Here is a 13,075-nt window from a genome sequence, read left to right as displayed (position 1 = left end):
ATGATGCACGTATCCTGGGCGGCATGGCAGACACCGACCTCAGCACCGTCGTCCTGCGCCACGTCTCCTTCGAGGACGCCGGCACGTGGGACGATATCCTGCAGCCGGACTACGTCGATGTCGGCGTCGGTTACCCACCCGGACCCCTGGACGCCGACCTGCTCGTCGTCATGGGCGGGCCGGTGAATGCCGAGGACGCCGACTACCCGTACCTCGCCGACGAGGTCGAGCTCATCCGGGCACGGCACTCCGCCGGCCGCCCGGTGCTGGGGGTGTGCCTCGGCGCGCAGCTGCTGGCACTCGCGCTGGGCGGCCGCGTCGTCCCCTCCGTCGGTCCGATGCAGATCGGCTGGTCACCGGTGACGCTCACCGACGCCGGGGCGTCCGGTCCGCTGCGCGCACTGGAGGACCGTCCCGTCCTGCACTGGCACGGTGACCGGATCGAGCTGCCGGAGGGAGCTGCGGCCGCCGCCGCGGGGGTGCAGCGTCTCGCCTACGACGACGACACCCCGGTCCAGGCCTTCCGGTCGAACCACGCCCTCGGACTGCAGTTCCACCCGGAGATCGACCCGGAGACCTTCGAGAGGTGGTTGATCGGCCACCACACCGACCTGCACCACCAGACGGTGGACGTCAACGGCCTGCGGGCGCAGACCGCGGAGCTCGGCCCGCCCCTCGTGGAGCCCTCGCGGAAGATGCTGGTCGACTGGGTCCGCAGTGTCGGTCTCATCGACTGACCGGCCCGACCTGCCACGACAGTAGTTACAGTGGGGAACATGGACATCTACCAGAACCCCCGCACCAGCGGCCCCCTGATCCTGCCTTTCAACGGGAGGGTGCCGCGGATCCACTCCACCGCCTACATCGCGCCCACGGCGGTACTCATCGGCGACGTCGAGATCGGCCCGGACTCCTCGGTGTTCTACGGTGTGGTCATCCGCGCCGACGTCGGGTCCATCCGCGTCGGCGCGCGCACGAACATCCAGGACAACAGCGTGCTGCACGTCGACAGCGGGGTGTCGAACGTCCTCGGTGACGATGTCACGGTAGGCCACCAGGCCCTCGTCCACGGCAGCAGTGTCGGCGACGGCACCCTGATCGGCATGTCGTCCTCACTGCTCAGCGGCTCGACGGTGGGACGCGGCACCCTCGTCGCCGCCGGCGCCACCGTCCTGGAGGGGCAGGACGTGCCGGACGGCGTCCTCGCCGCAGGGTTGCCGGCGAAGGTCCGCCGCGAGTTGTCGCAGGACGAGCGCGACGGACTGGTCACCCACGCCGGGCACTACGTGGAGATCGCGAAGGGTCAGATGCCCCCGGGGGACGCGCTGAGCCTCGACGAGGTGCGCTTCAGCTGAGCAACTGCGGCAGCCCTACCGCCGCGGTGGTGCGCAGCGACCATGTCGCCAGCGGGGTGAGGTCCGTGTCGTCGGGACTGATCTCCACGATCGGCACGCCGCGGGCGGCGGCGATCCTCGGCAGACCCGCCGCCGGGTGGACGACCCCGCTGGTGCCGACGATGACCGCCAGGTCGCAGGTCTCCATGGACTCCTCGGCAGCGGCGAAGTCCGCCTGGGGCAGTGCTTCGCCGAACCAGACGACACCGGGACGCACGAGTCGTCCGCAGGCCCGGCACTCCGGCGGGTGCAGACGGCCGGCCGGCGCGTCGTCGAGGGACGGCAGGTCCGGCTCACCCGCCGGGGCACCGCAGACCGCGCAGCGGAAGGAGAACAGACTGCCGTGGAGATGTGAGACGTCCCTGCTCCCGGCGCGTTCGTGCAGGTCGTCGATGTTCTGTGTGGTGACGTGCACGGTCACACCGGGGGTGTCCTGCCACGCCGCCACCGCACGGTGCCCCTCGTGGGGGACGGCGGCGCGGGCCTTCGCCGCCCGCCACAGGTACCACGCCCACATGGGGTCGGGGTCGCGGGACCAGGAGTCGATGCTCGCCATCGCCTGGGCGTCGACGTTGCTCCACAGACCGGTGGTGGCGTCGCGGAAGGTGTCCAGCCCGGAGTCCGCGCTCATGCCCGCACCGGTGAAGACCTCGACACGTCGGGCGTCACGGACGGCTGTTCGCAGTTCCATGCTCCAAGGGTAGGACGTGCCGGCCCGAGGCGTCCAGGGTGAGGGCGAGCGAGGAGATGTACTGCGTCTCCCCGTCCGGCCCGGGCACCGCCGAGGCCAGCATGTCGGGGCGCTCACAGGACTCGCCGGTGACCGCACAGGTCAGCCGGTCGTCGACGGGGTTGCCGTCGGCGTCCTCCATCGGCAGGTCGATGCCGTCGGAGTCGCGGCGCAGGTACCAGCGGCCCTTGGTGACGACGGCCATCAGCGGGGTGACGACCACGGCGATGACGGCGGCGAACAACGGGGAGAAGGGGGCGACGGTGTCGCCGAAGGCCCCGAAGAACATGGCGATGGACACCCCGCCGGACAGCAGGACCGACACGATGCCGACCGGGTTGTAGTCGAAGAGCATGCCACGACGGAACTCCGGACGCTTCGGGGAGATCCCGAGGATGTACTTGTTGACCACGATGTCCGCGGCCACGGTGAAGATCCAGGCGATGGCCAGGTTGGAGTAGAAGCTCAGCACGAAGCTCAGCACGCTGAACATGTTGAACTCCATCAGCGCCAGGGAGATCGACACGTTGAGCACCACGAACCAGACCCGGCCCGGGTAGCGCTTCGTGGTGCGCGAGTAGATGTTCGTCCAGGCCAGGGACCCGCAGTAGGCGTTGGTGGTGTTGATCTTGATCTGGGAGATGACCACCAGGACCACCGCGAGGGTCACGGCGAGCCAGCCGGGCATCATCTGGCGGTACTCGGTCATGAACTGGTTGACCGGCTCCACGGCGATGTCCGCGCCCTGGCCCACGACCGAGATCATGTAGACCGCGAGGAAGACACCGAGGATCTGCTTGATCGCGCCGAGCACGACCCAGCCCGGGCCACCGCAGATCACCGCGGCCCACCAGGACCGGCGGTTGGCGTCCGTCTTCGGGGGCATGAACCGCAGGTAGTCGATGTTCTCCGCGATCTGTGCGGTCAGCGACAGGCAGACGGCGGCGGCGAGCATCATCGCGGCGAAGGACACGGGCGCGTTGTCCTCACCGGTGTACTCCAGGAACGTCCCCACCGACGACGGCTCCTGGACGACCAGGACGATCAACGGCACGAACATCATGACCAGCCACAGCGGGTTGGTCCAGGAGTGCAGCTTCGACAGCAGCTTCATGCCGTAGACGACCAGCGGGATGATCATCAGCGAACTGACCGCGTACCCGGCCCACAGCGGGATGCCGAGGCCGACCTTGAGCCCCTGCGCCATGATCGCGCCCTCGGTGGCGAAGAGGATGAAGGTGAAGGAGACGAAGATGAGGTTGGTGATGATCGACCCCTTGTAGCCGAAGCCGGAACCGCGGGTGATCAGGTCGAGGTCGACGTTGTAGCGCGCGGCGTAGTAGGCCAGCGGGGCGCTGGAGACGAAGATCAGCAGGGCGGCGATGAGGATGCCGCCGACCGCGTTGGTGGTGCCGTGCTCCACGCCGATCGCCGCGCCGATGGAGAAGTCCGCGAGGTAGGCGATCCCGCCCAGGGCGCTGGCGGCGACGGCGGCCGGCGTCCACTTCCGGTAGTGGCGTGGGGCGAACCGCAGCGAGAAGTCCTCGGTACCGACGGGGCTGGACGGTGCCGCCGCCGGGGCCGCCGGGCTGGCGGACGGGTCCTGGGTTGTCTGGGTGACTGTCTGGGTCATGGGGACACACGCTACGAGCGGCATTTTTCCGGCAGGGTGCCGTGGGAGTTTCCCGGAGGTTACAGTTCCGGCATGTCCAGCCACCCGAGCGCACCGGCACGGAACGCCGCACCGTCGAGCGTCGACACGCCGGCGGGGATCCCGCCGAGCCACTGTGCCTGGTGCGCCGACCGGAGCGCGTCGAGCGTCGTCGCTGTCGCGGTGTCCGGGTCGGCGGGCACGGATCCGCCGATGACCCCGAGACAGGCGACACCCCGGTGATCCAGCGCCTCGAGGGTCAGGTCGCAGTAGTTGATGCTGCCCAGGCACGTCGTCGTCACCACCGCCACCGGCGCATCGAGCCGGACGGCGAGGTCGGCGAGGGTGAAGCCGCCGAGGTCGACCAGCACTCCCCCGGCCCCCTCGACGAGGACGAGGCACCCCGGCCGGTCGAGTGAGAGGATACGTCGGGCCGTGTCCTCCAGCCCGGGCAGGACGGTCCCGGCGCGCCGGGCGGCCGCGACCGGCGCCAGGGGCTCGGGACAGGAGGCGAAGCAGTGGGTGTCGGTGACCCCCGTCAACGCGGTGACGGAACGCAGGTCGCCGTGTCCCGGAGGTTCACCGGTCTGCACGGGTTTGACGACGGTGACGTGGCGTCCAGCGGCCTGCCCGTGGACCGCCAGCGCGGCGGTGGCGACGGTCTTCCCCACGTCGGTCCCGGTACCGGTGACCAGGACGATCATGCTCCCACCGCCTCACGCACAGCACCGGTGATCTGGGCGATCTCGTCGTCGGTGCAGGTGAACGGGGGCATGGTGTAGACCAGCCGGCCGAACGGCCGCAGCCACACACCACGGTCGACGAGTGCGGCGGTGACGGCGGCGGTGTCGACGGCGTCCACGGTTTCGACCACGCCGATCGCCCCGAGGACGCGGACGTCGGTGACGCCCGGTACGTCCTGCAGCGGCGCGAGGCCGCGGTGCAGCAGCCCGGCGATCCGCGGGACGCGGTCCCGCCAGTACCCGGACTCCACGAGGTCCAGGGCCGCCAGCGCGACGGCGCAGGCCAGCGGGTTGCCCATGAACGTCGGGCCGTGCATCAGCGCCCCGGCACCCGCGTCCACGGCGGCGGCGACCCGGTCAGTGGACAGCGTGGCGGCGAAGCTCAGGAACCCACCGGTGAGCGCCTTGCCGAGGCAGAGGATGTCGGGGACGACACCGGCGGCGGTGCCGACCAGGTCATCGCCGGTGCGTCCGAAGCCGGTGGCGATCTCGTCGAGGATGAGCAGCGCCCCGGTCTCGTCGCACACGCGCCGCAGACCGGTGACCACCGCGTGGTCGTGGAAGCGCATCCCGCCGGCTCCCTGGACCACGGGTTCGACGATGACGGCGGCGACGTCGTTCTCCTCGACGACGGCACGCATCCGCGCGAGGTAGTCGGCGACGGTGTCCGGTGTGCTGCCCCGCGGCGGTGGTGCGGGGACGAAGACCTGCGGGGTCAGCACACCGGCCCACAGGGCGTGCATGCCGCCGTCCGGGTCGCAGACGCCCATCGGCCCCTGTGTGTCGCCGTGGTAGCCACCGCGCCAGGTCAGGAAGCGGGTGCGGTCGGGGCGTCCGACACCCCGCTGGTACTGCAGCGCCATCTTCATCGCGACCTCCACCGCCACCGACCCGGAGTCGGAGAAGAACACCGAGGTCAACGGCTCCCCCGTGAGGCCGGGGCGGTACGCGAAGGCGGTGAGCCGTTCGGCGAGCTCCGCGGCGGGCCGATGGGTCAGCCCACCGAACATCACGTGGCTCATCCGGTCGATCTGGCGGTGGGCGGCGTCGCGGAGATGCGGGTGCCCGTGGCCGTGGCAGGCCGCCCACCAGGAGCTCATGCCGTCGATCACCGTGCGGCCGTCCGCCAGCTCCAGCCGTGTGCCGGACGCGGACGCCACGGGAAGGTTCCCCGCCGCCGCACGGCGTGGCGCGTAGGGGTGCCAGACGTGCCGGCGGTCCGCGTCGATGATGCGGGACGGGGTCCAGAGGTCGGTGCTGTGGTCTACACTGTTCACAACCCCAACCTATACACCGTTCAATTCGGGAGAACCACCATGCCCCATGTCGCCGAACGTCTGCAGGCCTGGCGCGCCGCCGGACTCGGCCGCACCACCGTCGACTTCTCCACCGGACAACACCCCGTCTCCCGCGTCGACGGCGACGACCGCCTGCTCTTCTCCTCCAGCAACTACCTGGGGCTCTCCCACCACCCGGTCGTCGTCGACGCGGCGGTGGACGCCACCCGGACCTTCGGCACCGGCTCCGGCGGGTCGCGGCTGACCACCGGCTCCACCACCCTGCACCGCCGGCTCGAGGAGGAACTCGCCGACTGGCTCGGCTACCCGGACTGCGTCCTGCTGAACAGCGGCTTCGCCGCGAACCTCGCGGCGGTCACGGTCCTCGCCGATGAGACGGTGACGATCTACTCCGACGAACGCAACCACGCCAGCATCATCGACGGATGCCGCACCGCCCGGTCCCACGGCGCCGGCCTCGTCGTCTACCCGCACCGCGACACTGCCGCGCTGCGTCGGCTGCTGGCCGGACGCGACACCCCGCACGGCCTCATCGTCACCGACGGGGTGTTCTCGATGGACGGGACGGTCACCCCCGTCGCAGAGCTCGTCGACGTGGCCCGGGAATTCGGCTGCCGACTGCTCGTCGACGACGCCCACGGCATCGGCACCGTCGGGGACGGTCGGGGCTGCGCGGTGCCCGGCGACGGTGGCCGACCGGACGTCCTCGTGGGCACCACCAGCAAGGCGCTGGCCTCCGAGGGCGGCTTCGTCTGCGCCGACCGCGACACCTGCGACCTCATCCGCAACCAGGGCCGGCCGTTCATCTACTCCACCGCCGCCTCCGCCCCGACGGTCGCCGCCGCACTCGCGGCGGTGCGTCTGGTCCGTACCGACCCCGGCCACGTCCGGCGGCTGCAGGCCACTGTGCGGCGCGTCAGGCAGGGACTGGGAGTACCCGGCCGGACACCGATCGTCCCGGTGCCCGTCGGTGACGAGGCGGAGGCGATGGCCGTCGCCGACGCCCTGCGCCGCGGTGGCTTCCACGTCCCCGCGATCCGCTACCCCACCGTCCCGCGTGGCGCGGCGATCCTGCGGGTCACGGTCATGGCCACCCACACCGACGATCAGGTCGACGCACTGCTGGCGGCGCTGCGGGAGGTCCTCCCCGGAAGATAGACGACCCTCCGCGGTCCGGCCCCGGTCCCAGCGGCTCACATCCGGCGCAGGTCGACCGCGGGGCGTCCCAGCAGGTGTTCCCGGGCCAGGCTGTGCACCTCCCCCACGACGGAGCGCACCGTGACGGGGTCCTCCCCCGCCACGCGCACGGTGACACCGGCGTCGGCCACCATCGTGGAGGCGGCCGCGGTGAGCTCCGGTGTCGCGTCCGGCAGGGCGTCGCGCACGGCGGCGAGCAGGGCCGGCACGACTGACGGGGACGGAGGGGACGGAGGGACGAGGAGCACCGTGCCCCACACCGGCCAGCGCGACAGCAGCATCTCGGAATGCGCCGCCGCACCGGTGACGCACAAGGTGTCGGAGAGCAGCGGCCGACCACCCCGGGTCACCCGGAAGCGCTGCGCGAGGGCGTCGAAACCGTTGACCTCCCCGCGCGCGAGCCGCCCGGTGAGCATCACCTCGGCCGCGAGCAGTCGGCCGCCGGGCGCCACCTCGGCGTCGGTGGTCTGGAGCAGGCGGGACCCGGCGAAGAGTGTGGTCTGGCCCGGCAGGTACTCGCACACCGCACCGTCGGCGACGTGCAGGCTCACCCACTGCGACGCCATACCGGCGTCCATCCGGTGCACCGGCGTACCGGCCTGGGTCGTCACCGTGGCACCGGCGCCGGATTCCAGGCGGACGATCTGACGGATGCGGTCGTTCTGGGCCAGCCCACCGCCGGTGGTACGGATGTAGAGGAATGCTTCACCGGGGTCGGCCGGGTCGATGTACAGCGGGCGGGTCAACTGCATCGGCGCCTTGACGAAGCGGGAGGCCACGCCGGTCCGGCCGCCTCTCACCCCCAGCGTGACGTCGAGGACACCGACCTTGCCGGGACGTCCCACCGGCATCACACCTCCGGACGAGTGTTCCCCGGCGATGTCCGCCATCTCATGCGGCACCGGCGGGGTGAGGGCGGACGGGTCGAGGGAGATCACCCCCGGAAGCCCTCCAGCTTCGCCTGCAGCTCGTCGATGCCCTGCCCGGAGAAGCAGTCGGTGAGGACCACGGGGTTGCCGTCACGCACGTCGACGGCGTCGGCGTTCATCACCGTCAGGTCGCAGCGCACGTACTGGGCGATGTCGGTCTTGTTGATCACCAGGATGTCGGACTCGGTGATCCCGGGGCCCCGCTTCCTCGGCATCTTCTGGCCTTCGGCGGTGTCCAGGACGAAGACGAACACGTCCACCAGCGCCGGGGAGAAGGTCAGGGTGAGGTTGTCCCCGCCGGACTCGAAGAACAGGGTGTCGATCTCCGGGTGCTCGTCGAGCAGGTCGGCGGCGGTCATGAGGTTCATCGTCGGGTCGTCGCGCACCGCGGTGTGCGGGCAGGACCCGGTCTCCACCCCGATGACCACGTCCGGGCTGATCACGCCCTCGAGTTCCCGACGGACGTGCATGGCGTCCTCCTGGGTGTAGATGTCGTTGGTGATCACCCCCACCTGGCGCCCGGCCGCGACGAAGCGCGGGACGAGGGCCTCGATGAGGGCGGTCTTGCCGGAGCCGACGGGCCCGCCGATGCCGATGCGCAGCGGGGATCCGGTGCCGGTGACGGGGTCTGGGGTACTCATAGGTTGTCCTCTCTAGCTCATGAACAGTCGGGCGGGGGCGGTCTCGTGCGCGGCGGAGGCGAGGTCACTGCCGGGGCTCGCGCGGCCCAGCAGGCTCCATTCTCCACCGGCGAGCAGGTCGGTGGCCGTGCGGACGGCGCGGTCGGCGAGCTCGGCGATCACCGGGTGGGACGCGGTGATCGCGACCTGGGCACCGATGTGGTCGCACTGCCGCAGCCGCAGCGCCGCACCCGCCCAGCCGACGGCCAGGCCGGTGAGTTCGGTCGCCACCGCTGTCACGGCGTCCATGCCGTGGGACGCATGTACCACCCCGGCCGCGACGGCCTGGTTTCCCGGCGTCTCCTTGGCGGCGACGGCGGCGGCGTAGGTATCCAGGACGTCCGGCTGCCCCTGCACCCGACGCACGCCGAGCTGTTCCTCGACCTGGGCGGTGACCTGCAGCAGCTGGCGTCCCACCCGGGTGGACGCCCGGCGCAGCTCACCGGTGACCTTCGTCGCGGCGAGCTCGTGGTCGAGGGTGACGAGGGTGTCGAGATCGGTGGTGAGCGTCGCAGCCGCGGTCGCGACCCCGTCGCCGGGGGCGGCGGTGTGGCGCAGGTGGTCGAGCAGCACGTCGGTGACCTGGGCCGTCCCGCGGACCCGTCCGGCCTGCACCAGCCCCTCCAACCCGTGGGACAGCGTGTAGCGCCCCGACGGGTAGGCGGAGTCGGCGTAGGTCAGGGACTGCAGGAACGGGAGCATCGGGAGCATCAGAACAAGAAGAACTTCTGCGCCAGCGGCAGCGTGGTCGCCGGGGCAATCGTTGCGGCGACGCCGTCCACGGTGACCTCGTAGGTGTCCGGGTCCACGGCGATCTCGGCGAGCCGGTCGTTGCGCACCATGTCCTTCTTGCCGATGTCGCGGGTGCCGGTCACCGGCAGGACGGTGGAGGTCAGGCCGAGCTGCTCGGGGACGCCGGCCTCGATGGCGGCGGCGGACATGAACGTCACCCGGGTGTCCTGCAGGGCGGTGCCGTAGTTGGCGAACTGGTCCCGGTAGACCACCGGCTGGGGGGTGGCCAGCGAGGCGTTCGGGTCGCCCATCTGCGCGTAGGCGATACGGCCCTGGCGCAGGACCAGGCGCGGTTTCGCCGCGAAAGAGTCGACCGGCCACAGCACCAGGTCGGCGAGTTTTCCCGGCTCGATGCTGCCCACGTGTCCGCCGATGCCCTGGGCGATGGCCGGGTTGACCGTCATCTTCGCCACGTAGCGCAGCACCCGGTTGTTGTCGGCGCCGGTGCCGGCGTCCTCGTCCAGCTCGCCGAGCTGCTCCCGGCAGTGGTGGGCGGTCTGGAAGGCGCGGATCCAGGACTCTCCGACGCGTCCCATCGCCTGCGAGTCCGAGCTGAAGATGCTGATGATGCCGAGGTCGTGCAGCACCGTCTCCGCGGCGATGGTCTCGGCGCGCACGCGCGAGTCGGCGAAGGCCACGTCCTCCGGGATGTCGTGGGACAGGTGGTGGCAGACCATCACCATGTCCAGCAGCTCCTCCACCGAGTTCACGGTGTAGGGCAACGTGGGGTTGGTGGAGGCCGGCAGCACGTTCGGCATGCCGGTGACGCGCAGGATGTCCGGTGCGTGGCCACCGCCGGCACCCTCGGAGTGGAAGGTGTGCACCGGCCGGCCCTTGAAGGCACGGGCGGTGGACTCGAAGAAGCCGCCCTCGTTGAGGGTGTCGGTGTGGATGGCGAGCTGCACGTCGAACTCGTCGCAGACGTCCATGGCGTTGCGGATCGTCGCCGGGGTGGCGCCCCAGTCCTCGTGGATCTTCAACCCCGCGGCCCCGCCGCGGATCTGCTCGGCCAGGGCCTCCGGCAGCGACCCGGACCCCTTGCCCAGGAACCCGGTGTTCACCGGCATCCCCTCGGCGGCACGCAGCATGAACTGCACGCCGGACGCCCCGGGGGTGCACGTCGTCCCGAGCGTGCCCTCGGCCGGGCCCGTCCCGCCGCCGAAGAACGTGGTGATCCCACCCGCCAGACCGTGCTCGGCCTGCTGCGGGGTGATGTAGTGGATGTGCGTGTCCACCCCGCCGGCGGTGAGGATACGGTGCTCCCCGGCGATGACCTCGGTGCCGGGGCCGATGACCAGCTCGGGGTCCACCCCGTCCTGCGTGTTCGGGTTGCCGGCCTTGCCGATCTTCACGATGCGGCCGTCCCGGATGCCGACGTCGCCCTTGACCACGCCTGCCACCGCGTCCAGCACGATGGTGCCGGTGATCACGGTGTCCAGGGCGCCGGTGGCGGCCGTGGCGGTGGGGTCCTGCGCCATGCCGTCACGCACCGCCTTGCCGCCGCCGTAGACGGACTCGTCGCCGTAGGAGCCGGCGAGGTGGTCGTGCTCGATGCGCACCGTCAGGCACGTGTCCGCCAGGGTGACGGTGTCACCGGTGGTGGGTCCGTAGATCTCGGTGTAGCGGGACCGGTCGATGGTGCTCATCGGATCTCCAGGTCAGTCAGCGGGTCGTTGGTGGCGAGGAACGCCGGGAGGTTCTCCAGGGCACGGGCCTTCACCGTCGGGTCGTCGAGTCGCCCTTCGACGAGGCCGGCGAACCCGTGCAGGACGCGCCTGCCACCGAAGTCCACCAGGGTGACCTCCCGGGTGTCACCAGGTTCGAAGCGCACCGCCAGACCGGAGGGGATCGCCAGGTGCATTCCCCACGCCTGTTCACGGTCGACGCTGAGGGCGGGGTTGACCTCGAAGAAGTGGTAGTGGGAGCCGACCTGGACCGCACGGTCGCCGGTGTTGGACACCCGCAGTGTGGTCGTGGCGCGTCCCCGGTTCAGCTCGACCGACGTCGGCTGGTCGGGGGCCAGGCGGTAGCTGGCGCTTCCGGACATGGGGCTCTCCTAGTGGTGGTGGGAGTGGCTGTGGGAATGGGAATGCTCGTGCCCGTCCTCGTCGCCGTGGGAGTGGGCGAAGCCGGTGGCGTGGTCGGCGAGCAGGCCGTCGGCGATACCGTCGTCATGGTGGTCGCGGAGCAGGTGCAGGGCCGTGTGTACGGCACGCTCTACCGCGGTGGCCAGGGACGACGGGCGGAACAGGACCGTTCCGCCGTCCGCTCCCAGATCGGCACGGATCTCCGTGAGGTTTGTCGCACCGAGGAGTCCGAGGCGGTCACGCGCGGTGTCCACCGACGGCCAGGACCCCTCGAAGGCGACCTCGACCAGCAGGTCCTCGGAGTACTGCTGGGCCAGGCGTACCCGGCGCAGCAGCTCGGCGTCGGCGAAGGCGTCGACGGTGTTCGCACGGAACAGCACCGCGTCATGGCCCGTCGCGGCGGCACGCAGGTGCCGGCGCATCTCGGCGATCGCGCGGGTCGCGTCAATCAACGACGGGCCGAGCACGACCCGCGTGCCCGAGCGCTTCGCCCACTGCAGCGCCTGCGCCGCCTGGGTGACCGACGTCAGGGCTCGCCCCGTCCCCGCGGGGACGACCACCAGCGGCACGTCCTGCGTCCGGGCCTGTTCGGCGTGGCGGGCGAGGTCGCGTGGACCGGTGACCACCGGGACACCTGTGGCGTCCTGCAGTGAGGACGGGGTCGGCACCTCGGCGCCGGCGTAGAGGACGGTGAGCGACTCCATCGGCCCGGTCACAGTCCGATCGGGTCGTGGACGCTGACGAGCTTCGTGCCGTCGGGGAACGTGGCCTCGACCTGGATCAGGGACAGCCGTTCGCGGACGCCGTCCTGGACGTCGTCACGGCCGAGGACCTGCGTGCCGACCTCCATCGCCTCGGCGACCGTGCGCCCGTCACGCGCGGCCTCGATGACGGCCTCGCTGATCAGGGCCGTGGCCTCCGGGACGTTGAGGGTGAGTCCCCGGGCCTGTCGCCTGCGGCTGACCTCGGCGGCGGTGAAGATGAGGAGCTTCTCCTGCTCCCGGGGCGTGAGTTCCACGGTGCGTCCTTCTGTGCGTGCTGGTGCGTCGTACCTGTCCAACGGTAGTGACACGGGAGAGGTCGTGGGGACGGCGCCCCGGAGGTTTTACCCGGCGGAAACACGTGCCGGGGGTGGGGGTCCTCTCTCCGATGATGCACTCGAGACGCAGGCTGGAAGTAGGCACCATCCTGTGCACGCATCCGGGCCCGAGAGCGTGCACAGGACGGTGCCCATTTCCCGAGGGGCTTCTGGCCCCGGGCCAGACGTAGTCAGCACAGGACCGGAGGGAGGTCGTCCGGGGCCCACAGGGCGGACACCGACACCGCTGCAAGCATCTCCCTCCGGGAGAAGCTTGAGGCGCGTCGCGCCGCTTTCCAGGAGCTACTGGACAAGTACGGAGCCTCGAACCCCCGCCTGTTCGGATCCGTTGCCCGAGGAGAAGCTCACGACGGAAACCTTCTCATGCGGGCCTCCGGCCTCATGGAGGAGACCAGGGAACTCTTCCGAACCGATGGCATCACCAGCATCGACATATTTCCGTCGCAGCTTCTCAAGCGTGAGATCGCGAGAACTG

14 protein-coding genes are annotated in these 13,075 nt (G+C 70.8%); 3 read left to right on the top strand and 11 right to left on the bottom strand.

Going from position 1 to position 13,075, the window contains the following annotated elements; translation table 11 throughout:
* Positions 1–23 precede the first annotated feature (23 nt).
* Both PQI66_RS13490 and PQI66_RS13485 read left to right on the top strand, forming a co-directional pair.
* Positions 24–737 (top strand): glutamine amidotransferase-related protein, encoded by a 714-nt coding sequence (locus PQI66_RS13490; RefSeq protein WP_339999045.1) that lies wholly within the window; start codon positions 24–26, stop codon positions 735–737.
* A 39-nt stretch (positions 738–776) separates the two neighbouring features.
* Complete coding sequence (locus tag PQI66_RS13485; protein ID WP_339999044.1) at positions 777–1,355, top strand: gamma carbonic anhydrase family protein; 579 nt, start codon at positions 777–779, stop codon at positions 1,353–1,355.
* On the opposite strand, the gene PQI66_RS13480 is transcribed toward PQI66_RS13485, so the two are convergent.
* From PQI66_RS13480 to PQI66_RS13465, 4 genes are read right to left on the bottom strand one after another with little or no spacing between them, the layout of a single operon-like run.
* On the bottom strand, positions 1,348–2,085 hold the full coding sequence (locus PQI66_RS13480; protein ID WP_339999043.1) for an NAD-dependent deacylase: 738 nt from the start codon (positions 2,083–2,085) through the stop codon (positions 1,348–1,350). The two genes, PQI66_RS13485 and PQI66_RS13480, sit on opposite strands and share 8 nt — an antisense overlap.
* Entirely contained in the window at positions 2,060–3,757 is a 1,698-nt protein-coding gene (locus PQI66_RS13475) for a purine-cytosine permease family protein (RefSeq protein WP_339999042.1), read from the bottom strand. Before PQI66_RS13475 ends, PQI66_RS13480 begins: the two co-directional genes overlap by 26 nt.
* Positions 3,758–3,816: 59 nt before the next feature.
* Positions 3,817–4,479: a dethiobiotin synthase gene (bioD, locus tag PQI66_RS13470; RefSeq protein WP_339999041.1), complete on the bottom strand. Its 663-nt coding sequence runs from the start codon at positions 4,477–4,479 to the stop codon at positions 3,817–3,819.
* The gene (locus tag PQI66_RS13465) at positions 4,476–5,795 is read right to left on the bottom strand and encodes an adenosylmethionine--8-amino-7-oxononanoate transaminase (RefSeq protein WP_339999040.1); all 1,320 of its coding nucleotides are present in this window, start codon (positions 5,793–5,795) and stop codon (positions 4,476–4,478) included. The genes bioD and PQI66_RS13465 overlap by 4 nt, the downstream gene beginning before the upstream one ends.
* A gap of 39 nt (positions 5,796–5,834) precedes the next feature.
* On the opposite strand from PQI66_RS13465, the gene PQI66_RS13460 reads away from it, so the two are divergent.
* On the top strand, positions 5,835–6,974 hold the full coding sequence (locus PQI66_RS13460; protein ID WP_339999039.1) for an aminotransferase class I/II-fold pyridoxal phosphate-dependent enzyme: 1,140 nt from the start codon (positions 5,835–5,837) through the stop codon (positions 6,972–6,974).
* A 35-nt stretch (positions 6,975–7,009) separates the two neighbouring features.
* Here PQI66_RS13460 and PQI66_RS13455 read toward each other — a convergent pair whose 3' ends face one another.
* Genes PQI66_RS13455 through PQI66_RS13425 form a run of 7 tightly spaced genes read right to left on the bottom strand, consistent with a single transcriptional unit; the run spans position 7,010 to position 12,519 of the window.
* Positions 7,010–7,951: an urease accessory protein UreD gene (locus tag PQI66_RS13455; protein WP_339999038.1), complete on the bottom strand. Its 942-nt coding sequence runs from the start codon at positions 7,949–7,951 to the stop codon at positions 7,010–7,012.
* The gene (gene ureG / locus PQI66_RS13450; RefSeq protein ID WP_339999037.1) at positions 7,948–8,583 is read right to left on the bottom strand and encodes an urease accessory protein UreG; all 636 of its coding nucleotides are present in this window, start codon (positions 8,581–8,583) and stop codon (positions 7,948–7,950) included. Before ureG ends, PQI66_RS13455 begins: the two co-directional genes overlap by 4 nt.
* 12 nt (positions 8,584–8,595) lie before the next feature.
* Positions 8,596–9,333, bottom strand: a complete 738-nt coding sequence (locus PQI66_RS13445; RefSeq protein ID WP_339999036.1) for an urease accessory protein UreF — start codon at positions 9,331–9,333, stop codon at positions 8,596–8,598.
* A complete protein-coding gene (gene ureC, locus PQI66_RS13440; RefSeq protein ID WP_339999035.1) occupies positions 9,333–11,060 on the bottom strand; it encodes an urease subunit alpha in 1,728 nt (575 codons plus the stop codon). Before ureC ends, PQI66_RS13445 begins: the two co-directional genes overlap by 1 nt.
* The gene (locus tag PQI66_RS13435; RefSeq protein ID WP_339999034.1) at positions 11,057–11,461 is read right to left on the bottom strand and encodes an urease subunit beta; all 405 of its coding nucleotides are present in this window, start codon (positions 11,459–11,461) and stop codon (positions 11,057–11,059) included. Before PQI66_RS13435 ends, ureC begins: the two co-directional genes overlap by 4 nt.
* A 9-nt stretch (positions 11,462–11,470) precedes the next feature.
* Positions 11,471–12,217, bottom strand: coding sequence for a hypothetical protein (locus PQI66_RS13430; RefSeq protein ID WP_339999033.1), 747 nt, complete (start codon positions 12,215–12,217; stop codon positions 11,471–11,473).
* The gene (locus PQI66_RS13425) at positions 12,214–12,519 is read right to left on the bottom strand and encodes an urease subunit gamma (protein ID WP_339999032.1); all 306 of its coding nucleotides are present in this window, start codon (positions 12,517–12,519) and stop codon (positions 12,214–12,216) included. Before PQI66_RS13425 ends, PQI66_RS13430 begins: the two co-directional genes overlap by 4 nt.
* Positions 12,520–13,075 lie beyond the last annotated feature (556 nt).

The sequence above is a fragment of the Corynebacterium sp. USCH3 genome (genome assembly GCF_037619475.1).
Lineage (GTDB): Bacteria > Actinomycetota > Actinomycetes > Mycobacteriales > Mycobacteriaceae > Corynebacterium.
The sequence above is the reverse complement of the archived record's forward strand: the minus strand, read 5'-3'. Positions and strand labels throughout refer to the sequence as shown.

Bases quoted from the DNA above. Each gene is read 5' to 3' on its own strand.
- PQI66_RS13490 (WP_339999045.1), top strand. From the start codon at position 24: ATGGCAGACACCGACCTCAGCACCGTCGTCCTGCGCCACGTCTCCTTC.
- PQI66_RS13485 (WP_339999044.1), top strand. From the start codon at position 777: ATGGACATCTACCAGAACCCCCGCACCAGCGGCCCCCTGATCCTGCCT.
- PQI66_RS13480 (WP_339999043.1), bottom strand. From the start codon at position 2,085: ATGGAACTGCGAACAGCCGTCCGTGACGCCCGACGTGTCGAGGTCTTC.
- PQI66_RS13475 (WP_339999042.1), bottom strand. From the start codon at position 3,757: ATGACCCAGACAGTCACCCAGACAACCCAGGACCCGTCCGCCAGCCCG.
- bioD (WP_339999041.1), bottom strand. From the start codon at position 4,479: ATGATCGTCCTGGTCACCGGTACCGGGACCGACGTGGGGAAGACCGTC.
- PQI66_RS13460 (WP_339999039.1), top strand. From the start codon at position 5,835: ATGCCCCATGTCGCCGAACGTCTGCAGGCCTGGCGCGCCGCCGGACTC.
- ureG (WP_339999037.1), bottom strand. From the start codon at position 8,583: ATGAGTACCCCAGACCCCGTCACCGGCACCGGATCCCCGCTGCGCATC.
- PQI66_RS13445 (WP_339999036.1), bottom strand. From the start codon at position 9,333: ATGCTCCCGATGCTCCCGTTCCTGCAGTCCCTGACCTACGCCGACTCC.
- ureC (WP_339999035.1), bottom strand. From the start codon at position 11,060: ATGAGCACCATCGACCGGTCCCGCTACACCGAGATCTACGGACCCACC.
- PQI66_RS13435 (WP_339999034.1), bottom strand. From the start codon at position 11,461: ATGTCCGGAAGCGCCAGCTACCGCCTGGCCCCCGACCAGCCGACGTCG.